The sequence below is a fragment of the Paenibacillus tyrphae genome (assembly GCF_000722545.1).
GTDB classification, from domain to species: Bacteria; Bacillota; Bacilli; order Paenibacillales; family NBRC-103111; genus Paenibacillus_G; species Paenibacillus_G tyrfis.
In genome coordinates this window covers 35,107-58,155 of sequence record NZ_JNVM01000006.1, presented here as the reverse complement: position 1 = coordinate 58,155, position 23,049 = coordinate 35,107, and the positions used below count along the sequence as shown (strand labels likewise).

Genomic DNA, 23,049 nt, shown 5'->3' with positions numbered 1-23,049 from the left:
GCCGAAGGTTAAAACGAAAGGGAGCTTTCGTTTAAAATTCGTTTAAATTTTCGGATACATATAGATGGCCGTTCCGTCGCGGGAGCTGACGATATCCTGCTTCAGGCTCATTTCCTTGATCATTAAAGCGACGATGGTCAAGCCGATGCCAGCCCCTTTGTTGTCCGACTCCGCATGGATACCCGGGCCCTTGTCCGCGATGACGACGGCAGCGGTTCCGTTCCGCTCCTCGGTCCGGACGCAGACGTATTTTCCCGAACTGGCATGGCGGACGATGTTCTGGAACAGGTTGTCCAGAATGCGGGTAAACCATTGCGGGTCGACATCCCAATACAAGGCCGATTCCGGCAGCCGAACATCGACGGCAAAGCCTTCTTTCTCGAAGACCGGATACCAGGAGGCGACGGAAGTCCGGCACAGCCTGAGCACGTCCGTCCGGGCGGTCTGCAGCGGGTATTTGCCCGCCGACAGCAAGGTATAGGACATCAGATTCTCGATCAGCTGCGCCACATTGTCTACCTTCGATTCGATCAGCTCGAGCGATTGCTTTCCCTTGGGCGTTAACGCTTCCTTGCGCAGGGAATAGGCGTGGCCCCGGATCGTCGTAAGCGGCGTGCGCAGGTCGTGCGACAGGTTGGCGATCAGCTGCTTGCGCAGCGCTTCCTCCTCTTGCTCCCGCCGCCGCGCGCTGTTCAATTGGTCGATCATATGGTTGAACGCCAACCCAAGCTGCCCGATTTCGTCGACCCTCTTCACGGCAATCGGCTGCGGAATGCCGGATTCGTCGGTCTCCGTCATCGCGATTTGGAAGCGGAGAAGCCGTTTGCGGATGCGGGCGAAGAACAGCCAGGAAGTGAACAGAAAGAACGAAAATACCGAAAGCATAAACACGGTAAGAAACCGCTCGTTGGACGGATAGATCGCATCGCTTTTCATCATATGCCGCGGAATTTGCACGACCATGAAGCCCTGCTTCGGATCTTCGCCGATAAAAGCGACGACGGTGAACGGGTCCCCGCCATAGCTGCTTTTCATAAATTGCATGCTATTCGCCATCGTCCATTGCTGAGGAATCTCAACGGTTACCCCGAGTTTAAGCCGCAGCCGGCCGGAGGTGTCCACCCAGAACATTGATGCGCGAGGGTACTGCTCCTTTAATGCCCGAAGCTTGGCGTCCACCGCATCTTCCGCCGCGTTGTCCAGCGTTTTCGCTTCTTGATGCCATGCTTTTTCCAGATTGCGGCTGTCATAGATGTTGAACTCCTCGGGGTAAAACAGCTGGCTCTGCATGTAATAAATCAGGCTGCCGACCGGAAAGACGAGCGGCCATATGCACAGCGCGATTAAAATAATAAACACGTACCGGGCCAGCAGCGAATTCCGGAACTTTGTTTTGGCTGCGAGCTTCATGATCTCACCCTATAGCCGATGCCGCGAATCGTTTCGATAATTTGCGGGTTTCCGGGATCGCGCTCGATTTTCTCGCGAAGGTAACGGATATGCACCATTAATGTCTTGTCGCCCTCCAGGTAGGGCTCTCCCCATACCGCTTCGTAGATTTGATCCTTCGTCAAAATTTGGTTCGCATGCCGCAAAAAATACATGAAGATTTGGAACTGCTTGCCCGTCAAAATAATTTCTTCGCCGGTCTCGCTGTCGATCAGACGATTCTCATCTGGATGGACGCGCAGATGGCCGAGCTGGAGCTGCGGGGAAACCTGCTTGTCGAAGCGACGCAGCAGCACTTCGATTCGCGCCGCCAGCTCGTCGGGATGAAAGGGCTTCGTCACATAGTCATCGGCAAATTGAAGCCCGTGAAGCTTGTCCTCAATCGACGACCGCGCCGATATCATCAGAATAGGCGTAGCCGGGTACTCCTTCTTCAGCCGCTGTCCGACCGTAAAGCCGTCGAGTCCCGGAAGCATAACGTCCAGCAGCACAAGATCGGCTTCCTTCATCTGCTCGCCCGCCCGGTCGCCGGACGTCAGCCACAGAACCTCGTACCCCCTTTCGGTCAGATCGCCGCTGACCCATTGTCCGATTTCCGCGTCGTCTTCAATATATAAAATTTTCATCTCGATATCCTTTCTTTCGCAAGCGGTATGAACTCGTTGAAATTATATCACGTTTTGGACAGGCAGGAATTTCCTTGATCCTGTAGAATTATGTCGAAAGTACCAATCGATCAACCATTTGTACATATTTTAACGAATAGGGGAATTCGCTCGCATGTTCCGTAAAAATCGTATGTATGCCATCACGCTTCTATCAACATGGGTCATGGCGGCGCCGCTCGTCATGCCGCTTCCGACGGAGCGCGTATGGAGCGCGGCGGCCGCCTTGGTGCCCGACGCCAATCTGGAAAATGTGATCCGCGGCCAGTTGAAGAAACCGGACGGCGACCTGACGCCGGAGGACCTGCAAAGCCTCTCCCGCCTTATGGCCTCGGACGGCAAGAAAATGCGGCCGATCGAACAACTGGTCGGGCTGCAGTACGCTGCCCGGATGACGCGGCTCGACGTGAGCGGCAACCAAATCAGCGACGTCTACCCGATCAGCGGGCTCAAGCAGCTTACTTATTTGGACTTGTCGGATAACCGGATCGCCGACGTGCGTCCGCTTGATTTGCCGAAGCTGAAGCACTTGTTCCTGAGCGGCAATCCGCTGCAGGACCCGACCCCGCTTTGGAAGCTGACGCGGCTGGAAAGCCTGGCGGCAAGCGGCGCGGGTATCCAAGCCGTGGACGGCATCAGCTCGCTGGCGGGACTGCTTTACTTGGATTTGTCCGGCAATCCGCTCGGCAAGCTGGGAGAGATTGCGAAGCTTGCGGGAGTACAGCAATTGAAGCTTCGGAATACGCAGCTTGCCGATCTCTCGGGGATTGCCGCCCTGAAGGAGCTGAGGTCGCTCGACCTGCGGGACAACAAGATCACGGACATCCGTGCGCTGGCGGACTTGAGCAAGCTGAGCGAGGTGCGGCTCAGCGGCAACCCGCTGGAGGCGAGCGCTGCGGACACGGTGCGGGCGCTCCAGGACCGCGGAGTTCATGTCGAGTTTGACCCGACACTATTCCCAAGCTATGAGCGCAGCATCAACGTGTTTGTGGACGACGAGCGGATCACCTTCGAAGAGCCGCCTCTTAACCGGAACGGCTCCGTACTTGTGCCGTTTCGCGGCGTGTTCGGAAAGCTCGGGTTGCAGGTGGCGTGGAACGAAGAGCAGCGTCAGGTGACCGGGACGAAGCCGGGGCTGGAGCTTGTGCTGACGATCGGGCAGGATGAAGCCCGCGTGAACGGGAAGCCCGTCAAGCTGCCGGCCGCGCCGGAGCTTCGCAACGGGACGACGCTGGTGCCGCTGCGTTTGGTAGGGGAAGCCGCGGACAAGCTTGTCGTCTGGAATCAGGACAGGCAAGCCGTTTATATTGTCGACAACGTCACGAACGGTACCGGCAAGCGATACGATGAGAAGGGGCGGCTGATCTACAGCGGCGAACTGAAGGACGGCAAGTATAACGGACAAGGAACCCAATACGCAGTCAGCGGAGAAATCGACTATGAAGGCGAATGGAAGGATGGCCGCAAGCACGGCAAGGGCAAGCAATATGATCCGGTCGGCCGCTTAATGCAGGAAGGGGAGTTCCGGGACGATCTGCCGAACGGTCAGGGCAAGAAGTACGATTCGGACGGAAGCCGGCTGGAAGGCGAGTTTGTTCAAGGCAAGCTGAACGGCCACGGCAAGCTGTTCATGGAGGGCCGGTTGTTCTATGAAGGCGACTTCAAGGACAATGACCTGCACGGCAAAGGAACCGTCTATTTTGCGACGGGGGAAAAGTATGTCGGCGAAATAGAGCACAATGTCACAAAAGGCCACGGTATCGTCTATTATCGAAACGGCGAACGGTTCGAGGGCAAAGTCGACAATCAGACATTGGTCGAAGGTAAATACTTTGTCTCCGACAAGCTGCTGTTCGAAGGAACGTTTAAGGACAATCGTATTCATGAAGGGACGATGTATTTTTCAAACGGAGCGGTGTACAAGGGGACGTTTGTGGACCAAGAGTTCGGCAAGGGGACGTTCCTCGATGCACAGGGAAGAACGATTGACCCGGCGAAGGATGGCAAGGGGTTTCGGTTCTACGCCAACGGCGATTGGTACGAGGGGGAGACGGCTGCCGGAGAGCCGAACGGACAAGGGGTATACCATATTCTGGTAGGCGGACGAGTCGAAGGATCGTTCCTTGGCGGCGTGATGAACGGCGAGATCAAAGAATACAGCGAGGAAGGCAAGCTGGAGTTCGAAGGACGCTATGCGGACGGGGAGCGCAGCGGCAGCGGCAAGGAATACAACGCGGAAGGCAAGCTGCGCTACGAGGGCGGCTACAAGACCGGAGAATACAGCGGCCAGGGCAACGTGTACGATTGGCAGGGCCACCTTCTCTACTCCGGTGAATTCAAGGACGGAACGAGAAACGGTCAAGGCACGGAGTACCGGAAGGACAAAGCGGTCTATGAAGGCGGGTTTCGCGGCCGGCTCTATCACGGCCAAGGCAAGCTGACGTTCTTTAATGGAGATACGTACACCGGAGAATTCAATCAAGGAAAATACGGAGAGCGCGGCACCTTCGCCGATTCGTTCGGGAAACCGGTCACGAATGGAGCGGATCAGGGCACGGGCGTATACCGCTTCGCCAACGGCACGATCTATAAAGGCGAATTTCAAGGCGGCGTCCCTCAGGGCAAGGGCGAAACGTACAACGAGGACGGCACGCTGAATCACCGGGGCGAGTACCGGACCGGTAAACGAAACGGCTTCGGTCAAAGCTTCGATCTGGACGGGCATGTATGGCACGAAGGTGCGTACGCGGACGACTACGCCAAAGGGCAGGGCAAATCGTTCTTCGACAACGGCAAGCTGCAGTACGAAGGAGAATTCGATTACGGCATGTGGTCGGGCCGCGGGAAGGTCTATACGAAAGAAGGCCGCTTGCTCTACGAAGGGGAATTCGAGGATAGCGAATTCCAAGGCCAAGGCAAGCTGTACTATGTCGACGGCACCGTTTACACGGGGGCCTTCGAATACGCCGAATTCGGCGAGGGCGGCACCTTCACGGACGCTAAAGGGCAGCTTTTGTCCGGCATCAACACGGCGCACAGCGGTACCGGTAAGCTGTACTACGCCGACGGCACGACGTACGAAGGCGAGCTGGCGGAAGGGAAGGCGCACGGACGGGGTAAGCTGTTCGACACGGACGGTAAGCCGGAGTATGAGGGCGAGTTCAAGAACGGGTACCCCAAGGATGAGTATAACGAATAAACCGGGCTATACAGGAGGCCTGTCTCTATTAACGGAGGCAGGCCTTAGCCGTTTGCCTATTTTTCGGTACAAGAGCCAATTTTTCGCCCCGCATGGTATTCGTCCACCAGACCATCCTTAGGGATGCATATCATATGAACATGGCATTCATCCGTACAAACCGTGCGCACTCATTATACGAAGGAAAGGAGAAGCGCGATGAAAGGCATAATACTCGCAGGCGGCACCGGTACCCGGCTGCGTCCGATGACGAATATTATTAACAAACATTTGCTCCCGGTGGGCAAGTACCCAATGATCCACTACGCCATCCGCAAAATGGCGGAAGCGGGTATCACGCAATTGATGCTGGTGACCGGCAAACAATCCGCCGGATTATATACCGAGTATATCGGCAGCGGAAAACCTTGGGGGGTACAGGTGAGCTACGGAATTCAAGACGAGGCGGGCGGCATTGCGCATGCACTCGGTATCGCCGAATCGTTCGTCCGCTCCGGAGAGAAGCTGATGGTGCTGCTTGGCGACAACCTGTTCGAGGATTCGTTAAAGCAGGCGGCGGACGAGTTTCAGCGGCAGAAGGGAGGAGCCCACGTGTTTTTGAAAAAAGTGCCGGACCCGGAGCGTTACGGAGTGGCGGAGCTGGTGGACGGGTGCATTGTCCGGATCGTGGAAAAGCCGAAGAACTCGTCTTCCCATTACGCCGTTACCGGGATTTATTTATACGATTCGAACGTCTTCGACATTATTCGTTCGCTGAAGCCTTCGACGCGCGGCGAGCTGGAAATCACGGATGTCAATAACGCTTACGCTGCGGTCGGAGAGCTCGGCTACAGCATGCTAAGCGGCTGGTGGACCGATGCGGGGACGCACCTCTCCCTGATGGAAGCTGGCGTCCGCCTAATGGGACGTGAGCAGCCATGAGGACGCTGTTCGTTACAGGCGGGATGGGCTTCATCGGCAGCAACTTTGTCCGCTACTGGCTGCAGCGCTACCCGGAGGACCGCATCGTCAATTACGACTTGCTGACCTATGCGGGCCAACCGGCCAATATGGCTGATGCCGCCGGTTTGCCCAATTACCGGTTTGTGCAGGGGGACGTTGCGGACGCGGACGCCGTGAGACGCGTGCTGGACGGTGAGGGCGTCGATACGATCGTCCATTTTGCGGCGGAATCGCACGTCGACCGCAGCATTGCCGATCCGCAGGCATTTGTGTGCACGAATGTGCTGGGAACAGGTTGTTTGCTGGAAGAAGCACGGCAAGCAGGGGTGTCGCGGTTCGTTCATATTTCCACCGACGAGGTATACGGAGCGCTCGGCGAAGAGGGGGTTTTCACCGAAACGACGCCGCTTGCGCCGAATAGTCCCTATGCCGCGAGCAAAGCGGGTTCCGATCTGCTGGCCCGCGCTTATTTCGAGACGTACGGGTCTCCCGTCGTCATCACCCGCTGCTCCAACAATTACGGGCCATACCAATACCCGGAGAAGCTCATTCCGACGATTATTACGCGGGCGATGCGCGACGAACCTGTGCCGGTGTACGGCGACGGCCTTCACGTTCGCGACTGGCTGTATGTCGAGGACCACTGCGCGGCCATCGACCGGGTCGTGCATCTGGGCATTCCCGGGGAAGTGTACAACATCGGAGGCCACAACGAACGGACGAATCTCGACATCGTCAGGACGATTCTTGCCGAGCTCGGGAAGCCGGAATCGCTGATCCGGTTCGTGCCGGACCGTCTTGGTCATGACCGGCGCTATGCGATCGATCCGGCCAAGATTGCAAGCCGGCTTGGCTGGCAGCCTCAAGTTCCCCTTGAGGAAGGATTGAAGCGCACGGTCGCTTGGTACGCCGCCAATGAAGCTTGGTGGCGCGAAGCGTCCAAGAGAGGCGGTGGCGTATGAGGGTGCTCATTACCGGTGCCGGAGGGCAGCTGGGCCGGGATCTCGTCCGGGTGCTCGGGCGACGGTACGACTGCGCGGCGTTCACCCGGCAGCAGCTGGACATCGCCGACGAAAAGGCGGTACGCCGGCTCATTGCGGAGGCGAAACCCGAGGTCATTGTGCATGCGGCGGCCTATACGAAGGTGGATCAAGCCGAGGTGGAGCTGGAAGAGACGTACCGGATTAATACGATCGGTACCGGCCACGTCGCCATCTCCGCAGAAACGGTTGGCGCCAAGATGGTGTATGTCAGCACCGATTACGTGTTCGACGGTACCAAGGGAGAGCCGTACGAAGAACAGGACCGTACGAATCCGCTCAGCGTCTACGGCAAATCGAAGCTGCTCGGCGAGCAGTTCGTGCAGGCCGTATGTCCGCACCATTTTATCGTCCGGACGTCGTGGCTGTACGGTAAGGATGGAAACAACTTTGTCACGAAGGTTCTGGCGCTTGCGGAACGGCAGCAGGAGCTGACCGTCGTCGACGATCAGTTCGGTTCGCCGACCTACACATACGATTTGGCCGAATGCATCGGCCGGCTGCTGGAAACGGACCGTTACGGCATCTATCATGTGGCGAACCGGGGGTATTGCTCCCGATGGACGCTGGCCAAGACGATCTTGGAGCTGGCCGGGCATACTGGAATTGCGGTTCGGCCCGCCCGTTCGGACGATTATGTGCTGCCTGCACCCCGGCCGGCGCATTCGGCTTTCTCGGACCGGGGGTTGCGTCTCGCCGGATTGCCGAGAATGAGAGATTGGAAAACGGCGCTGGAGGCATTTTTGCGCAGCGATTGGGGGAAGACCGATGACATCGACGATCGAAGGAGTTCAAACGAAGCCGCTGGTTAGGCACAGCGACGACCGCGGCTTTTTTATGGAAATTTTGCGGGAGGACGACGCTTTGTTCGGCCGGTTCGGTCAAGCGTCGCTGTCCATGTCGTTTCCGGGCGTTATCAAGGCGTTTCATTATCATAAACGGCAGGACGACATTTGGTTCTTTCCAAGCGGGCACGCGCAGGTCGTGCTCCATGATATGAGGGCAGACTCCCCGACCTATGGGCAAACGTCCGTGCATTATATGGGCGAAGATCATCCGTATCTGCTGTTCATTCCGCGGGGCGTTGCTCACGGATACCGGGTGCTCGGCGTCAAGCCGGCGACGATCGTTTATTTTACCAATCTCGCTTATGATCTGGGGCAGCCTGACGAATACCGCATCGCCTACAACGATCCTGCGATCGGTTTCGACTGGGTGACCCGGTTCCGGTAATCGATAGGGAGGTGACCGCTATGAGCCGGACTCAACAACCCGCACGCCGGAAAGAGGCCGTGCGGCAGCAGGGGAGCCACGCGGGAGGGCTTCTCGGCTACGAACAAGGGTATCGGTACGGACGGTGCGAGGCTGTCCGGACGTTAGCCCCGCCGGTCGCGCCGATCCGGCATGACCTGAAAGTGCTCTTTATCCCGCAAGGCTTTCCGGCCATCGATAACGGCGTTGCCACCGCCTTGCAGCGGTTGGCTCGGGAAGCCGTCATCGGGGCGCCGGAAGCCATGTTCGCGCTGGCGGAGCAGCACCGGCCCGATCTGCTGCTGGTGCTGAACGGGCTTCATGTGTTTCCCGCCGATCATCTGCAGCAGGTGGACCGGATTCGCGAGCTCGGCATTCGGACGGTGATCTGGTTCGCCGACGATCCGTATTTTACGGACGATACCGCAGCGATTGCCCCGCATTACGATGCCGTGGCGACGCACGAGCAGAGCTGCGTGCCGTTCTATTTGTCGCTGGGCTGCTCTCAGGTGCTGTATGTGCCGCTGGCCGTAGATACCGACACGTTCCGGCCCGTTCCCGTCGGTTCCGGTTATCATGCCGACATTTGTTTTATCGGCATGGCGTTCTGGAACCGCGTCGAGCTGTTCGATCAAATTGCCAGGTACTTGTCTGGCAAAAAGGTGATTGTCGGCGGAGGACTGTGGGAAAGGATGCGGCTTTACCGGCTGCTCAAGCCGAGTATCCGCGCCGGATGGATTCCGATCGAGGAGACGGTCCGCTATTACAATGGAGCGAAGATCGTCATCAATCTGCACCGCGGCTGCCGTGATTACGGAAGCGATAACCGCAACCTCCGGGGCCTCCCCGGCCAATCGATCAACCCGCGCTCCTATGAAATCTCCGCATGCGGAACGCTGCAGCTTACTGATATTCGCGACGATCTGACCCGTTATTATACGCCCGGCGTGGAGCTTGACGTCTACCGGTCGGCAGCAGAGTTGATCGATAAGCTGGATCATTATTTGAAGCATGATGCCGAGCGGCAGACGATCGCATTGAACGGCTTGCGGCGGACGATGCAGGAGCATTCGTTCGTTACGCGGGTCAGCCAACTGCTAGGCTTGCTCGGCTACTGAAGGCGGCAAGCATCAAGCGGCCATGCGCAAGAAAGGAGGGGCAGGAGCATGTCCAGAAAAACAGTGCGTTTCACCGTAAAGCGAGCGATAAAGCGTGTGGTAAAGCGAGTGCCGCGGGCCCGCCGCCGCACGGCTTGGTGCAGCGGCTGGGAAAATGGGTTTCGGGCCGGCATGAGCGGCGGCTATCATTACGGCCGGTGCGATGCCGTCATGCGGTCGCTGCCGAACGATTCGGTCGGCCGGTGGGACGTCCGTGTTATGTATGTGACCTCGGGCAAAGGCGTCCCGTATTCCCCGCTTGACGAAGCGGTGATCGGGGCGCTGCAGGGGCTGGTGCGCGAGCTGATTGTCCTGAAGCCGACCCAGGATTTGAAGTCTGCAGCCGTAAAGATGCGGCCCGACATCGTGCTCGTGCTGGAAGGGTTGATTATTTCCGGCGAACGGATTGACGAGCTGCGTGCCGAAGGAATCCGCACGGCGATCTGGCTTACGGACGATCCGTATTATACCGATCTGACGGCGCCTCTCGTTAAGCATTACGACGTCGTATTTACGCTGGAGCTTGCCTGTGTGGAGTTTTACCGCCGACTCGGCTGCGGGCAGGTTCACTACCTGCCTTTTTGTTCGAACCCGGCGATCTTTCGACCGAAGCGGGTATCGGCCCAATTCCGGCACGATATCAGCTTTATCGGCTCCGCTTATTGGAACCGGGTTGCTTTTTTCGATCAAATCACGCCATTCTTGGCAGCGAGGAACACGTACATCGCGGGCATCTGGTGGGAGCGGCTCCGCCAGTATAAGAAGCTCAGCCCGAAGATCGCCCTGAACAATTGGATGGGGGCGGAGGAAACGGCCGCGCATTACAACGGGGCAAAAATCGTGATCAATCTGCATCGGGCGACGGACGATCCGAGCTATAACTTCAACAGCCAACGCATCGGAGCCGTATCGCCGAATCCGCGCACGTTCGAAATTGCGGGCTGCGGGACGCTGCTGCTCACCGATGTCCGCAGCGATATTACCCGTTTCTATACGCCGGGACAAGAGATCGTCACCTATGATTCGCCAAGCGAACTGATGCATAAAATCGACCATTACCTGCACCATGAAGAAGAACGGCGGTTTATTGCACTTAATGCGCTGCGACGCACGATGCTGGAGCACACGTATCCCCGCCGGATGGCGCAGATGATGCGCATTCTGTTCGAAGGCGCCACCGGCTGACGCGGTAACGTTCCGTCTTCCGCGAAATAGGCGTCTTCGCTTCGTCCGTTTCTGCCGCCATCCGCATATGGTATAGGGACGTATGCGGATGGAAGGAGGGACGGAGGATGGCCAAACGCACTGCGCGCAAGCGGGCGGGCAGAACCAGGCTGCGCCGGGTCCGGAAGAGGAAACGCAGCCTTCGGCCGCTCCGCAACCGACGGCGAGCCAGACGCCGCACGCTGAAGACCAGACGGCGGAGGCGGGTCGTAAGGCGGAGACGGCGCAGCTACCGGCAGATTTATGATGACGCATTCGACAAAGCGTACAGCGAAGGCTTTGCGTTGGGCCTCGCCAGAGGGCTTCAGGACGGTGGGGTGCCGTAAGGCTGAGCGTAAAACCGCAGGCCGACATGCCGGGGACTCCTCAAGGAGGAATGTCCCGGCGTTCCGCTCCCGCGAAACCGGACAAGCCCTCCGGGTACGGAGCCGCTTCTTTAGGCGACAGAATAGGTAAATGTCGTGCCGGACTGGTTATTTCCCTAATATATTATAAAGACTTGAGAACAAACCGAGGCGGAGGGGATGCAGGTGGAACATGACAGCGGCGGACTGCGGGCGGAACGTTCTCCGGCTCCGCTACGGATCATGCTTTTCGCTCCGAGCGGGGGCCGGCGGGCGTTGACGGGCATGGAAAAATATATGCTGACGCTGATCCGGGTGCTGAAAGAGCAGGCCGAGTGCCTGTTGGTGGCTGGCGAACCCGGCGTCCTGGCGGCCGAAGCCGGCTTGCCGGTCATCGCACACCCGGTGCCGCCTTATCATCTGCCTACAGAACATGGAGAATCGCCGGATACCGTTATGCAGCGGCATCCGGCTTGCGGGTCCCTTGTCAATCTGCTGCATATGCGGCAGCCGGATATCGTGCTTGTCGGCGGTCCCCATCCCGTGCTTCCTGCGTCAGCGGCCAAGATGCTCGGCATTCCGGTGCTCTGGCTGCTAACAGAAACGGTGACCGACCCGGATTGGACGTCGCAGACCGGGCAGTGGATCGAGCGTTACGCCGACTGGATTGTCGGCGTGTCGGACGTTTCGCTTGAGCCGCTGCGCACAAGAGCGTCCGAGAGCAAAATTTTCCTTCTCCCTCCCACCCGAAGGTGCGAGGAACTAAACCCGGATTTTCACCGCGTCTATCGCGACAAGCTCCGATCGGCGCTGCCCGTCGAGGAGAAGCACCGGATCGTCGGCTTTGCCGCCCCCCGATTGAAGTCTGAAATGGGACTCTCGTGGTTCGCCGCTATGGCTGTGCAGGTGGCGGCCGTGCATCCAGACGTTCGCTTCCTGGTGGCCGGGAGTGTCTGCGACGAAGCACACTACCGCAATTGCCGCCGCCTGATCGACGAATCGGGGTACGGGAGTCGGTTTCACTACGTGGAACTTGAACCGCACCGCGAGCAAGTGCTGGTCGCGATGGATCTGATCGTCGTGCCAAGCTTGTTTGCGGAAAGCTTCAGCATGACGGCACTCGACGGATGGCTGCTCGGCAAAAACGTCATCGCTTACCGGAGCGGCGGCTTGGAAGAGATGATGACGGCGACCGGCAGCTCCGGGCTGCTGGCGCCGCAAGGGGACGTTGAGGCTTTGACGGATTGCGTGCTGAAGTGTCTGGAGACCGGGGAGCAACCCGGTTCTAGGGCGGAAGCCAGCCGGCGTTCCACCGAAGCGGTGTACGGGGAGGCGGCGTACCGGAAGCGGCTCGCGAAACTGATGGCAAATGTCTGCAATCGTGTCCTGGTGCTGCGGCGCAGGCGGAAGCCGAGATCGCTGCCTGTGCTCCGGTCCAACGCCGTCTACAAAGGAAAGTGGAGCCCGGCCTTGTTTTTGCTGGAGCGAGGCATGAAGCGGCCGTTTGCTTCCGCAGAGGCGTTCCGTTTTTACCGCTATCGGGGGGAGGATATCCGTGTGGTGCCGGATGCGGTGCTGAACCGTTTCCCGACGGGGCGCGTCCTGCGGCACGATCCCCCGTCGCCTCCGAATCGCCCTTCCGTTATGCTGGCTAAGGGCAGGGACCGGCTCGTGTATCTGTTGACCGGCGGCCGGAGGCTGCCCGTCGTATCGCAAGCGGCGCTGCGGCAGCGGGGCCTCGATCCGACTCGTGTCGTGCCGCTGCCGAGCGACGAACTGCGCGCCCTGCCGCTCGGCGCAGACCGCAGACGGAGCCCCAAGCGCCGTCGGTATCCGGGAACGAAGCAAGCGGGCCGGGCCATGCGCCATAACCCGGCTCGCGGCAGGAGGCTTAAAAGCCGAAAGCACTCACGGGCCCGCCCATGACGGCTGGCTGCGGTTGGCGGAAGCTTGGCGAAGCGGGGATTGCAATCGGGGAGGCGGCAAAAGGTGGTGAGGTACCGCGATGAGGAAAGGCGGCCGTACGGAGATCGCGAGCCGATGAAGGTGCTCGTGATCGGCGGCGATGGGATGGCGGGATATATGCTGCTGCGGTATTTGGCGGTGTACACTTCGTATGAAGTGTTCTATACGACGCAGCACGGAAAAACAGACTGCGGGCGGCCTTGGCCGCTCCCGGGGGCGGGGCTTTGTCTGGACGCATCGGATAGCGTGATGGTCGATAAGCTGATGGAGGCCGTGCGTCCCGATCTGATTGTCAACGCCCTCGGGATCATGTACGATGCGGCCCGGCAAAGGGAGCTTGAGGCCGTCCGGATCAACGGCCTGCTGCCGCACCAGTTGGCGAAGCTGGCCGACCGGCTGTGCGCCCGGCTCATCCAGATCAGCACGGACAGCGTGTTTCTGGGAGATCGCGGCCGCTACGAAGAACGCCACGTGCCCGACGGGACGACGGCGTATGCCAGAACGAAAGCGCTTGGCGAAGTGGTGCACGCCCCCCATCTGACGATCCGCACGTCGATGATCGGACCGGAGCTGCAGGAGGAAGGCGGCGGGCTGCTTCCTTGGTTCCTGAGGCAGCAGGGGGAGATCCGGGGATTCGTCCGCGTGCCGTGGAACGGAGTGACGACGCTGGAGCTGGCGAGGTTTATCCATTATGCAGCGGAGCGGGGAGAGCGGTTAAGCGGCATCGTTCATTTGACCGCGGCGGAGAGCGTCAGCAAATACGAGCTGCTGGAGCGAATGAGACGGATCTTCGATAAGCGCGATGTCCGCATCCGGCCCGACGATACCGTCGCGCTGGACCGTACGCTGCGCTCGACCCGCCCCGAGCTTGATTTTGCCGTTCCCGGCTACGACCGCATGCTTGAAGAACTGCGCGAATGGATGGAAGCGGCCCCGTAGCGGAGAGACGGCGGTTTTCTTTGGCAGGAGCATGGCGGAATCGTTTCATGGAGAGGAGGGAACCTATGCGGCATATTCGCAAGTCTCGTAATCGGAGAGGCAGCGCCTTGGGGGTGGCTGCGGTGCGGACGGCGAACGTCTCGGTCATTATTCCGGTCCTCAACGAGCGGAAAAAGCTGCCTTCCGTACTCCGGGAAGTGATGAAGATCGGTGCGGGGAAGCTGGAAATCATCGTGGTGGCCAACGGCTCGACGGACGGCTCGAAGCAAATCGCCGAATCGATGGGGGCGAGGGTCTTCAGCTTCGAGGAGCCGCTTGGCCACGACGTCGGACGCAGCATCGGAGCCGGTCTCGCAAACGGGAAAATCCTGCTGTTCCTCGACGGCGATATAGTGATTCCCGCGCGCGATCTGAGGCGGTTCGTTCATGCGGTGCACAGCGGGGTGGATGTGGCTTTGAACCGCTATCTGGGACCGATCCGGACACGAAGCGTCCATCCGGTCGTGCTGGCGAAGCACGCGCTGAACGCGGCGCTCGGCCGGACCGATCTACGGGGGACCTCGATGACGACCATTCCCCATGCGCTCAGCCGCAGGGCGCTCGCAGCGATCGGAGCGGGGGCGCTTGCGGTTCCCCCCAAGGCGCACGCGATGGCCGTGCAGAAGGGGCTTGTCGTGCGGCCGGTCCATTTCGTGTCGGTCGGACGCTTGAATCCACGGCGCAAACGGCGCTGGACGACGCATGGCACCGATACGGTCGGTCAATTGATCATAGGAGACCATTTGGAGGCGATTCGTTGGCTGACCGCGACAGCGGGCGAGCGAGGGAACCATACCGATTTGATGCGAAACCGCAACATGGCGAGGTGAATGGATCGATGAGGCAGCAACAGGCGATGTTGTTTGAGAAACCGGCGGTTCGGGGCCGCCTGGTCCGCAAGCCGCTGCCGGAAGAGGATGGCAAGGCGATCGTATCGGCTGTGCCTGCGCGGAAGAAGCCGATAGCGGCGGTCAAGCGCGGCCGAAAGCGTCCCGCCTCCGGCCCTCGGCTGTTTCTGCCCCGGAAGCGGGCCGCGCCCAAGGCTTACGGCGGGGCCGCCTATCGGCTCGGCTTGCAGCTTGGCCGCGCGGACGCTCCGTCTCAGCCGCCGAAGGGCGAGAGCGAGTTGCGCCGGCTGCTGAACCGCCGCTGGATGGCGCGGGTGAAGGAACGGGGCTTGGCCGGTCATCCGTGGGCCCGCTATCATGCAGCGGCAGCCGGGTATGTTCGCGGCTTCTTCGCAGGCATGGGCCGGAGGGCGCCGGACTGGGTGCCGCTTCCGACGGAGCGTTCGGTGGCCGTTATCGTGACGGCGAAGAACGAGGAGCGCACGATCGCCGCCGTGTTGAAGGAGGCGGACCGGCTGACGGACGAGACGTATGTCATCGTCAACGGCTCGAACGACGATACGTTCCGGCAAGCCAGAGCGGCTTCACGGGCTATCGTGCTGTCTTACCCGCAGGCGCTCGGTCACGACGTAGGAAGATCGGTCGGCGCCAAGCTGGCCCGGGCGGACATCCTGCTTTTCACGGACGGGGATATACCGATTCCGGCGGAGCAGCTCGTGCCCTTCGTTCACGGCATCGAACAAGGACTCGACGTGGCGCTCAACAACATTTATCCGTATCTGGGGTCGTTCGGCCGGCAGGATACCGTCACGATCATGAAGCAATTTTTAAACATGGCGCTGGGCCGGCAGGATCTGAAGACGAGCTCGCTCACGGCCGTGCCGCACGCTTTGTCGCGGCGCGCGGTAGAGACGCTGGGCCTTGAGCTGCTGTCGGTCCCGCCCAAAGCGCAGGCGCTTGCCCTGCTCCTAAAGCTCCGGGTCGGCAATGCGGGCCGGGTGAACGTCATCCGGGGCAACAAGCGGCGCAAGCTGAACAGCGGCCGCCGCAATCCGGTGGCTTCCATGATCGTGGGAGACCATCTGGAAGCGCTGAAGCTGGCCGGTGACCAGTTGGGCGAGCGGCTCGTGTATCCGGACGTGCTGCGCAATCGACGCTATATCGGAGGCGATGCCTGATGCAGACCGTCAGTATCATTATTCCGAATTATAACGGAGTCGAGTGGCTGGCTTTGTGTCTGGAATCGATCCGCCAGCACGTCACCGTGCCTCACGAAGTGATTGTGGTCGATAACGGTTCCGCCGATTCGTCGCTGCGGCTGTGCCTGAAGCATGAGGTCAAGCTCGTCTCGCTGCGCGAGAACCGCGGTTTTCCCGCTGCGTGCAACTTCGGGCTGCGGCTCTCTTCAGGCGATGCGCTGATGCTGCTTAACAATGACACGCGGCTGACGGCCGGCGCGCTGGACAATATGATGCGCTGCCTGTACAGCAGCGGCGATGTCGGCATCGTCGGCCCCATGACGAACTATGCCAGCGGCAAGCAGCAGATCGAGGAGCCTTTCACCTCGATCGCCGAAATGGCGTCGCGCATGAACCGGCCGGACAGTGGAAAATGGCGGCAGACGGAGCGGATCGTCGGATTGTGCTTCCTGTTCAAGCGGGAGCTGATGGAGCGTATAGGAGAGCTTGACGAGCGCTTTTCGCCGGGACATTTTGAAGACGACGACTATTGCTACCGCGCCCGGCAAGCGGGGTACCGGCTGCTGATCGCGGGGGACGCCTTTATCTACCACAAAGGCAGCGCAAGCTTCCGGCGGGAAAATGAACAAAAAATCAAAGCTCTGCTGGCAGCGAACCGCCAGAAGTTCATCGACAAATGGGGCGTCGATCCGCATTCTTTTATATGAGCCGTCTGGGCGTTTACCGTGAACCAGGGTGCTGCAGGCGCATAGGATACTAAAAAGCGGAACGCATGCGGCCGGCGAGGGGGTGGAGGGAACGATGAATCGGCAAGTGACCCGTATGATCCGGCATATGGCGGCGTCCCAGCAGGAAATGGCCAACATTCTCGAAGCGAACCGGCATGTGGCCGTGCGCATGGCCCAATTGGTGCACGAAATTCCGCCCGACAACCCTTCCTTTCAAGATATCGAGTCGCTGACGGAGCATTCCATGAACGTCTCGAAAAGCATCGCAATTTATTTAAGCGGGCTCGCCGATCTGGAGGAGGCGCTGGCGGAGCATATGGCGCTCATGGTCAAAATCGTTGAAATCCCGGACGACGGGGAATGAATCCGGCATCCCTTTGCAAGAAGGAAGAGGGGGTTATACGTGAGCAGAATCGAAAGCTACTATAAAATGATGCAGGCCGCTTCCCGCTTCCAATATAACATCGCACTGATTCTGGAAGCCAAAGCGCTGGAGGCTGCGCGCTCGTGCCAATGGATCTGCGGGCATTTGTCCGGCGCCCACTTCGCGGACCATGGCGACCAAGTGAAGAAATCGCTGGAAGTGCACGATCAGATGATCGAAGTGATCGAAGGCATGACGAAGATGGAGATAGCGCTTGCCAAGCATTTGCACATCCTGCTCGGAGGCGGCGAGGCGGGTGGAACGGCCCCGGGGGATGGGGACGGAGGAAATTATTATTCGTAAGGAAGCGGCGACTCCCAATGAATTGGCATGAAGAGGAAAATAAAGTCAAGCTCCATATTCTTCATTCACTCGCCCGCAGCCAGCGTGCGCTGGCCCGCATGATCGAAAGCATGGCCGATGTCGTGGAGGGCTCGGAGGAAGCGGCCCGCAGGCTTTCGGTGCACGTGGAGACGATCAGCCGGTATCAGCGCCAGCTTGCCATGAAAATGGCCGGGGTCCGCATACGCCGCCGCTTGCGGCGCGGAATTCCGGGCAAGCCGTGGCTTGGCGAAAAGGTGAGAAAGACCGTAATAAGAGAGAGAGTCCGTACTTAACCTCAAGGAGGAAGGACGGACTCTTTTTCATGTGTCTAGACTTTCGGAGATAGCGCCTTCCAGCGGAGCAGCAGCCCGCCGTAAACGAGCCCTCCGCCGAAGCCGAACAACAGAACGGTATCGCCGTCCTTCAGCTTCTGTTCCCGGGTAGCTTCTTCAAGCGCAAGCGGAATCGTCGCCGCAGACGTATTGCCGTACTTCTCAATCGTATGCAGCGTCCGCTCCATAGGAATCCCCATCTTCTCGCATACGGAATCGATGATGCGGAGGTTGGCGCTATGCGGGACGAACCAATCGATCTGATCTGTGGACAAGCCGGTTTGACTCAGCAGTTCGTTAACGCCTTTCGGAATCGTTTGGACGGCGAATTTGTATACTTCACGGCCGTTCTGCACAAGCTTGCCGTTCGCGTTCACCGGGTTGCCGTCTATATGATCGGCAAGCAGGGAGCGATAAATGTGTGCTCCGCCGGTGCCGTCGGTACCACCCGTATAGGCAATAAACTGAGGGGCGGTGTCCGAATCGTCCCGTTCGAGCAGAACCGCTCCGGCGCCATCGCCGAACAGCACGCACGTCGTTCGGTCCGTATAGTCGACGATCTTGGACAGGGCATCGGCGCCGATGACGAGCGCTTTGCGGTGCAGGCCGGAAGCGATCATCCCGTTAGCCATATGCAGGCCGTAGACGAATCCGGCGCAGGCGGCGCTCAAATCGAAGGAGGTCGTCTGCTTCATGCCGAAATGTGCCTGAACCTTGCAGGCAGTGGCGGGGAAAGCGAAATCCGGGGTGCTGGTGCCGACAATGACCAGATCGACATCGTCCAGCACGGCGCCGTAGCGGTCAACGAGCTGCTGCACCGCCCGGATGCACAAGTGGCTCGTATACTCCTCCGGCGCGCTGATGCGCCGCTCGCGGATGCCGGTGCGCTGCACGATCCATTCGTCGTTGGTCTCCACCATGCGCTCCAGATCGGCGTTCGTCAGACGGCGTTCAGGAACGTAGCTGCCGACGGCGGTAATACGGGAGCGGTAAAGTGTCGAAGGGGAAGCAGGTTGAACTGATGATTCCATACGGGTTCACCTCATAAAATTTAAAATGTAAAATCAATTGCCTGATATCATGAGTTAGTATTAGTACCTGGTATTAAAAATAATACTTCGATTTCTAGCTTTTGTCAATTGCCCAGCGCTCTATGTATCCGGTAACTGTCTTTCTATCCTTCCTAATAAGCCTAAAATAGCCATATAGGCATATTGCTTCCTGCTCCGCATCAATTTATAATATATAAGAAAAGATATGGATTATTTTGTCTTATTTTAGTTTTAATACAAAGGAGAACAACACAATGGTAAACAAGAAGCTAATCGCCTCGGTGGCGGGATTGTCTCTGCTTGTTGGAGTAGGGACCGGTGTTTATGCCGGCAGTAACTTGCAAGAAATCAAAGCCTATTTAAACGGCGATCTCAAAGTACGCGTCAACGGCGCCGTGGCGCAATTAAACGACGAGCAGGGCTCGGCCATTTTGCCGATCACGTATAACGGCAGCACTTATTTGCCGGTCCGTGGCGTAGCCAACGCTTTGTCAGTAGCTGTCGATTACAATGAGGTCAACCAAGAGGTCATTCTTGGGGAAAAAGTAGACGGGACTCCTTTGAATGCGGAAAAGTTCAATAACTACATGTATACGAAAGATCCTGCGCAAACCACCTATAACAATAAAAACTACAAGGAAGCTTTTTATTATCATGGAGAATCCGGCGGACCAACGATCATTATTACGCCGAACAAGAAATACCAAAAGCTGCACCTGAAGATGGCGGCGATTGATAAAGAATTGACGGGCATTAAAATTCACGATCTGGATAATAATGTGCTCTTGAAAGATGTAGGCACCATTGCAACGAAAGACGGATTAAAAGAAATCGTCGTCGATATCGGCAACGTGAAAACCGTAACCATTGAGGTACAGGTGAAAGAAGGCGGCGGCTTATTCGTGCCTCTCATCGATTCTTACTATAAATAAGACCGAACAATTAAATAAGAATGCCTGACAGCCTTGGTCGATTGTTATCGGCCAAGGCTGTTTTATTTTGCTCGACGTCCGTATAAGTGCGGGTTTCTGGCAGAGCGGACGCCTATGGAAAATCACTCCTTTTCTTCTAACATACTAAGTCATAGGAGTTGACGATAGAAACCGCCATGCTACATGCCTTAAAGATAACTGCGGATTTATGGATCTCAACTCTTGCCCTCCTCTACGAAAACCGTTTCTTCCTGCCGCTTCCCATAGGTTTCCGTACAGGCGTTCCGAAGAAGAATGCCATATGATGAACAAATGGATATGCCGTGGTTGAGCACGATACCGTCATTGAAGGAGGAAATCAATGTGGATAAATTTTATCCTGTTGCGCTGCCTGTCTTGAACGGCAATGAGAAGAAATACGTGATGGATTGTCTGGATTCGACGTGGATCTCCTCTAACGGATCATATATCAAACGTTTCGAAGAAGAATTCGCCGCCTTCTGTCAGGTGAAGCACGCCATCGCCTGCAGCAACGGAACGACGGCGCTGCATCTGGCTTTGCTCGCGCACGGCGCGGGGCCGGGAGACGAGATAATCGTCCCTACGTTAACGTTCGTTGCCACGGCCAATGCCGTCACTTATTGCGGAGCGAAGCCGGTGTTCGTCGATTCGGAGCCGGAGACCTGGAACATCGATCCGAAGCGGATCGAAGAGCGGATTACGCCGAGAACGAAAGGCATCGTCGCGGTCCACCTCTACGGGCATCCTGCTGACATGGACCCGATTCGGCAGCTTGCACAGCAGTACGGCTTATTCGTCATAGAAGATGCGGCAGAAGCGTTGGGGGCCGAGTATAAGGGACAGCGCACCGGGGGACTGGGAGACAGTGCGATCTTCAGCTTGTTCGGCAATAAGATCATTACGACGGGCGAAGGCGGGGTATTGACAACGAACGACGATGCGCTTGCAGACCGGGCCCGGCTGCTTCGGGGACAGGGGATGGACCCGGAACGCCGTTATTTCCACACCGTCGTCGGTTACAATTACCGGATGACCAACATTCAAGCGGCCATCGGCTGTGCTCAATTGCAGAACGCGGAGTGGCATATCGCGCAGAGACTGCGGATCGCAAGCCACTATACCAAGTATTTGCGGGATTGCAGTGCTCTTGCACTGCCTGTCCAGCAGGATGGGGCGAAGAACGTCTATTGGCTGTTCAGCGTCGTGCTGCGCGAAGGCTCGGAAGCCCAGCGTGACGAAGTCATCCGTCGGCTGCAGCTCTGCGGGATTGAGAGCCGTCCGTTCTTTTATCCGATGCACGTGCTGCCCCCCTATGAGAAGCTCCAAGCCGCGTCGGAGTTTCCGGTGGCGGGCCGGATTGGCGCTCAAGGCATCAATCTCCCGAGCTACGGCACATTAACCGAAGCCGATGTGAGATATATTAGTTCTACGCTGGTAAATATCGTTTCAAGTCTTTGATTCGGCGAGCCGTTGCGGCAAAAGAGTCCCTGACCCGTTCACCACGACTGGCGGGGACTCTCTTCATTTTCTCCATTCGACTCGCTTTTCCAGCCGGAACAACTTTAGAGGTGAAATAAATAGAAATGCAGTGAATACATTTTTACATAAGCAATTTAAACTTAATCAAAAAAGAGGGATTAATTCATGAGGGAATTTTTTGAGCAATTACTTGCCGCAAGACGGAATAATATTGAATCCCAACAACAAGAACTGAATCTTCTGCGAGATATTGCCGGAACCGGCGATGAAGAACTTATGAGATCATATTTAAACTACAATATCATTGCCGGCCCGAGGCAACCGCTTCCTTCCACGATCACGAATCCCCCTAGTCAACCGGTTAGCGTATCCAATATGAATGACTTGCGTTCGGTGACAACCGTCACTGGAAAAGTATTCGGTTCTACGACCGACTTTTTAACTGCGGGTAACAATCAAAACATTGTTGCCGTCCTGTCTAATCCTGCGGGATCAACCTTTAATTTAGCCATATCCTTAGTCACGTTGGCCACTTTAAAAGATGTAACCAATCAGCGGGATATTCGAAATGGCACCATAGCGGGCACGTTGACGGCCAACACGATCTATAATTTGAATAACAATTTTGGCAATACCTCCGTCGCCACCTTTCAATCCGCCGGAGGAACAGGCATCGATTTAACAGGCGGGACCCTTTTGGCCACAAGAGCATTTCCGGCGAATACGACAAGTGTCTTTGACTTCTCTTCAGCGATTATTATTAAACCGGGTGACAGTTATGGAGTCAAGTTTAATTTTCAGTCCGGCGGTACGGCAGCCATTAATATTATTTGGGAAGAACAAACGAGGTAAACCAAAAAGGCAGTCATGCGGAGAAAGTAGATCAGGCGATTAGACGCCTTATACGATCGAATGAGGATGAGGAACGATAGTTGATATACAGAAAAAAGCCGACCAATACTGTATTGTTCCAGTTCTGGTCGGCTTTGTTGATGATTCTGCCAAGATTATGTAGACCTTTATTTTTCAAGAGGTTTGTTTTTGATTCTTTGGCACGCCGGGTACAACTTCCGGAATACTGTCGGCTTGGTTAGACTGGGCCTTTCCGATTGGTCGTACGTGCCGAAGCTGCGTAACAACAAGGACGATGATAGCGAGCATGATAGCGCCACTGGCGGCCGCAACAGCGTGCAGCCCGACGGTAAAGGCTTCGCGTGCGCCAGTGAGCAGTGCCTTGCCGACTTGTTGGGTGAGTCCTTCCGCAATAGCCGTTGCACCGGCCAAGCTGTCTTGGGAAGCTTGTACCGCAGACGCCGGCAAGTCGGCGGGAATAGAGTTCGCCACCTGGTTGCGGTAAACGACTGTGCCGATGCTACCCAATACTGCGATGCCCAGCGCAAAGGCGAATTCACCGCTGGTTTGCAGCATGGCTGCCGCCGATCCCGCCTTTTCCGGCGGGGCTGAGCCGATGACAAGGTCGCTGGACAGGCTTGGGA

At 57.7% G+C, this 23,049-nt stretch carries 23 protein-coding genes; 19 read left to right on the top strand and 4 right to left on the bottom strand.

Going from position 1 to position 23,049, the window contains the following annotated elements; translation table 11 throughout:
* Window positions 1-42 precede the first annotated feature (42 nt).
* The gene (locus ET33_RS07275; RefSeq protein WP_036678684.1) at window positions 43-1,410 is read right to left on the bottom strand and encodes a sensor histidine kinase; all 1,368 of its coding nucleotides are present in this window, start codon (window positions 1,408-1,410) and stop codon (window positions 43-45) included.
* The gene (locus tag ET33_RS07270) at window positions 1,407-2,075 is read right to left on the bottom strand and encodes a response regulator transcription factor (protein ID WP_036678682.1); all 669 of its coding nucleotides are present in this window, start codon (window positions 2,073-2,075) and stop codon (window positions 1,407-1,409) included. Before ET33_RS07270 ends, ET33_RS07275 begins: the two co-directional genes overlap by 4 nt.
* Before the next feature lie 154 nt (window positions 2,076-2,229).
* On the opposite strand from ET33_RS07270, the gene ET33_RS07265 reads away from it, so the two are divergent.
* The 16 genes from ET33_RS07265 (at window position 2,230) to ET33_RS07190 (ending at window position 18,030) form a co-directional block, all read left to right on the top strand.
* Window positions 2,230-5,313 carry a leucine-rich repeat domain-containing protein gene (locus ET33_RS07265; protein ID WP_036678679.1) on the top strand — a complete coding sequence of 1,028 codons (3,084 nt, stop codon included), beginning with the start codon at window positions 2,230-2,232 and terminating at the stop codon, window positions 5,311-5,313.
* A 198-nt stretch (window positions 5,314-5,511) separates the two neighbouring features.
* Window positions 5,512-6,234, top strand: a complete 723-nt coding sequence (locus tag ET33_RS07260) for a sugar phosphate nucleotidyltransferase (protein ID WP_036678675.1) — start codon at window positions 5,512-5,514, stop codon at window positions 6,232-6,234.
* Entirely contained in the window at window positions 6,231-7,217 is a 987-nt protein-coding gene (rfbB, locus tag ET33_RS07255) for a dTDP-glucose 4,6-dehydratase (RefSeq protein WP_036678673.1), read from the top strand. Before ET33_RS07260 ends, rfbB begins: the two co-directional genes overlap by 4 nt.
* Window positions 7,214-8,107: a dTDP-4-dehydrorhamnose reductase gene (rfbD, locus tag ET33_RS07250; RefSeq protein ID WP_036678671.1), complete on the top strand. Its 894-nt coding sequence runs from the start codon at window positions 7,214-7,216 to the stop codon at window positions 8,105-8,107. The genes rfbB and rfbD overlap by 4 nt, the downstream gene beginning before the upstream one ends.
* Complete coding sequence (locus ET33_RS07245; RefSeq protein WP_036678669.1) at window positions 8,064-8,528, top strand: dTDP-4-dehydrorhamnose 3,5-epimerase family protein; 465 nt, start codon at window positions 8,064-8,066, stop codon at window positions 8,526-8,528. Before rfbD ends, ET33_RS07245 begins: the two co-directional genes overlap by 44 nt.
* A gap of 20 nt (window positions 8,529-8,548) precedes the next feature.
* The gene (locus ET33_RS07240) at window positions 8,549-9,664 is read left to right on the top strand and encodes a CgeB family protein (RefSeq protein WP_036678668.1); all 1,116 of its coding nucleotides are present in this window, start codon (window positions 8,549-8,551) and stop codon (window positions 9,662-9,664) included.
* A 48-nt stretch (window positions 9,665-9,712) separates the two neighbouring features.
* On the top strand, window positions 9,713-10,888 hold the full coding sequence (locus ET33_RS07235; protein WP_081890233.1) for a CgeB family protein: 1,176 nt from the start codon (window positions 9,713-9,715) through the stop codon (window positions 10,886-10,888).
* A gap of 107 nt (window positions 10,889-10,995) precedes the next feature.
* Window positions 10,996-11,253 (top strand): hypothetical protein, encoded by a 258-nt coding sequence (locus tag ET33_RS07230; protein WP_152570601.1) that lies wholly within the window; start codon window positions 10,996-10,998, stop codon window positions 11,251-11,253.
* 204 nt (window positions 11,254-11,457) lie between these two features.
* On the top strand, window positions 11,458-13,197 hold the full coding sequence (locus ET33_RS07225) for a glycosyltransferase (protein WP_161783528.1): 1,740 nt from the start codon (window positions 11,458-11,460) through the stop codon (window positions 13,195-13,197).
* A gap of 63 nt (window positions 13,198-13,260) precedes the next feature.
* On the top strand, window positions 13,261-14,175 hold the full coding sequence (locus tag ET33_RS07220) for a dTDP-4-dehydrorhamnose reductase family protein (RefSeq protein ID WP_235206660.1): 915 nt from the start codon (window positions 13,261-13,263) through the stop codon (window positions 14,173-14,175).
* Window positions 14,176-14,240: 65 nt separating this feature from the next.
* Window positions 14,241-15,044, top strand: coding sequence for a glycosyltransferase family 2 protein (locus tag ET33_RS07215; RefSeq protein WP_051775163.1), 804 nt, complete (start codon window positions 14,241-14,243; stop codon window positions 15,042-15,044).
* 8 nt (window positions 15,045-15,052) lie between these two features.
* The gene (locus ET33_RS39655; RefSeq protein ID WP_235206659.1) at window positions 15,053-16,240 is read left to right on the top strand and encodes a glycosyltransferase family 2 protein; all 1,188 of its coding nucleotides are present in this window, start codon (window positions 15,053-15,055) and stop codon (window positions 16,238-16,240) included.
* Complete coding sequence (locus ET33_RS07205) at window positions 16,240-16,968, top strand: glycosyltransferase family 2 protein (RefSeq protein ID WP_036678661.1); 729 nt, start codon at window positions 16,240-16,242, stop codon at window positions 16,966-16,968. The genes ET33_RS39655 and ET33_RS07205 overlap by 1 nt, the downstream gene beginning before the upstream one ends.
* 94 nt (window positions 16,969-17,062) lie before the next feature.
* Window positions 17,063-17,353, top strand: a complete 291-nt coding sequence (locus ET33_RS07200) for a hypothetical protein (RefSeq protein WP_036678659.1) — start codon at window positions 17,063-17,065, stop codon at window positions 17,351-17,353.
* Between the two features lie 39 nt (window positions 17,354-17,392).
* On the top strand, window positions 17,393-17,716 hold the full coding sequence (locus tag ET33_RS07195) for a hypothetical protein (RefSeq protein WP_036678657.1): 324 nt from the start codon (window positions 17,393-17,395) through the stop codon (window positions 17,714-17,716).
* A 17-nt stretch (window positions 17,717-17,733) separates the two neighbouring features.
* A complete protein-coding gene (locus ET33_RS07190; protein ID WP_036678656.1) occupies window positions 17,734-18,030 on the top strand; it encodes a hypothetical protein in 297 nt (98 codons plus the stop codon).
* Window positions 18,031-18,065: 35 nt separating this feature from the next.
* On the opposite strand, the gene ET33_RS07185 is transcribed toward ET33_RS07190, so the two are convergent.
* Window positions 18,066-19,100 (bottom strand): ketoacyl-ACP synthase III, encoded by a 1,035-nt coding sequence (locus ET33_RS07185; protein WP_036678653.1) that lies wholly within the window; start codon window positions 19,098-19,100, stop codon window positions 18,066-18,068.
* 275 nt (window positions 19,101-19,375) lie between these two features.
* On the opposite strand from ET33_RS07185, the gene ET33_RS07180 reads away from it, so the two are divergent.
* The 3 genes from ET33_RS07180 (at window position 19,376) to ET33_RS07170 (ending at window position 22,405) form a co-directional block, all read left to right on the top strand.
* Window positions 19,376-20,053 (top strand): stalk domain-containing protein, encoded by a 678-nt coding sequence (locus ET33_RS07180; protein ID WP_036678652.1) that lies wholly within the window; start codon window positions 19,376-19,378, stop codon window positions 20,051-20,053.
* Window positions 20,054-20,416: 363 nt separating this feature from the next.
* Window positions 20,417-21,532 carry a DegT/DnrJ/EryC1/StrS family aminotransferase gene (locus ET33_RS07175; protein ID WP_036678650.1) on the top strand — a complete coding sequence of 372 codons (1,116 nt, stop codon included), beginning with the start codon at window positions 20,417-20,419 and terminating at the stop codon, window positions 21,530-21,532.
* 186 nt (window positions 21,533-21,718) lie between these two features.
* Window positions 21,719-22,405 (top strand): hypothetical protein, encoded by a 687-nt coding sequence (locus ET33_RS07170; protein WP_036678649.1) that lies wholly within the window; start codon window positions 21,719-21,721, stop codon window positions 22,403-22,405.
* 174 nt (window positions 22,406-22,579) lie between these two features.
* Here the strand turns inward: ET33_RS07170 and ET33_RS07165 are convergent, their stop codons facing one another.
* Window positions 22,580-22,981, bottom strand: a complete 402-nt coding sequence (locus tag ET33_RS07165) for a hypothetical protein (protein ID WP_051775162.1) — start codon at window positions 22,979-22,981, stop codon at window positions 22,580-22,582.
* Between the last annotated feature and the right edge of the window lie 68 nt (window positions 22,982-23,049).

Coding starts and splice junctions, on each gene's coding strand:
- ET33_RS07275 (WP_036678684.1), bottom strand. CDS start 1,410: ATGAAGCTCGCAGCCAAAACAAAGTTCCGGAATTCGCTGCTGGCCCGG.
- ET33_RS07270 (WP_036678682.1), bottom strand. CDS start 2,075: ATGAAAATTTTATATATTGAAGACGACGCGGAAATCGGACAATGGGTC.
- ET33_RS07265 (WP_036678679.1), top strand. CDS start 2,230: ATGTTCCGTAAAAATCGTATGTATGCCATCACGCTTCTATCAACATGG.
- ET33_RS07260 (WP_036678675.1), top strand. CDS start 5,512: ATGAAAGGCATAATACTCGCAGGCGGCACCGGTACCCGGCTGCGTCCG.
- rfbB (WP_036678673.1), top strand. CDS start 6,231: ATGAGGACGCTGTTCGTTACAGGCGGGATGGGCTTCATCGGCAGCAAC.
- rfbD (WP_036678671.1), top strand. CDS start 7,214: ATGAGGGTGCTCATTACCGGTGCCGGAGGGCAGCTGGGCCGGGATCTC.
- ET33_RS07245 (WP_036678669.1), top strand. CDS start 8,064: ATGACATCGACGATCGAAGGAGTTCAAACGAAGCCGCTGGTTAGGCAC.
- ET33_RS07240 (WP_036678668.1), top strand. CDS start 8,549: ATGAGCCGGACTCAACAACCCGCACGCCGGAAAGAGGCCGTGCGGCAG.
- ET33_RS07235 (WP_081890233.1), top strand. CDS start 9,713: ATGTCCAGAAAAACAGTGCGTTTCACCGTAAAGCGAGCGATAAAGCGT.
- ET33_RS07230 (WP_152570601.1), top strand. CDS start 10,996: ATGGCCAAACGCACTGCGCGCAAGCGGGCGGGCAGAACCAGGCTGCGC.
- ET33_RS07215 (WP_051775163.1), top strand. CDS start 14,241: ATGCGGCATATTCGCAAGTCTCGTAATCGGAGAGGCAGCGCCTTGGGG.
- ET33_RS39655 (WP_235206659.1), top strand. CDS start 15,053: ATGAGGCAGCAACAGGCGATGTTGTTTGAGAAACCGGCGGTTCGGGGC.
- ET33_RS07205 (WP_036678661.1), top strand. CDS start 16,240: ATGCAGACCGTCAGTATCATTATTCCGAATTATAACGGAGTCGAGTGG.
- ET33_RS07200 (WP_036678659.1), top strand. CDS start 17,063: ATGAATCGGCAAGTGACCCGTATGATCCGGCATATGGCGGCGTCCCAG.
- ET33_RS07190 (WP_036678656.1), top strand. CDS start 17,734: ATGAATTGGCATGAAGAGGAAAATAAAGTCAAGCTCCATATTCTTCAT.
- ET33_RS07185 (WP_036678653.1), bottom strand. CDS start 19,100: ATGGAATCATCAGTTCAACCTGCTTCCCCTTCGACACTTTACCGCTCC.
- ET33_RS07180 (WP_036678652.1), top strand. CDS start 19,376: ATGGTAAACAAGAAGCTAATCGCCTCGGTGGCGGGATTGTCTCTGCTT.
- ET33_RS07170 (WP_036678649.1), top strand. CDS start 21,719: ATGAGGGAATTTTTTGAGCAATTACTTGCCGCAAGACGGAATAATATT.
- ET33_RS07165 (WP_051775162.1), bottom strand. CDS start 22,981: ATGCTGCAAACCAGCGGTGAATTCGCCTTTGCGCTGGGCATCGCAGTA.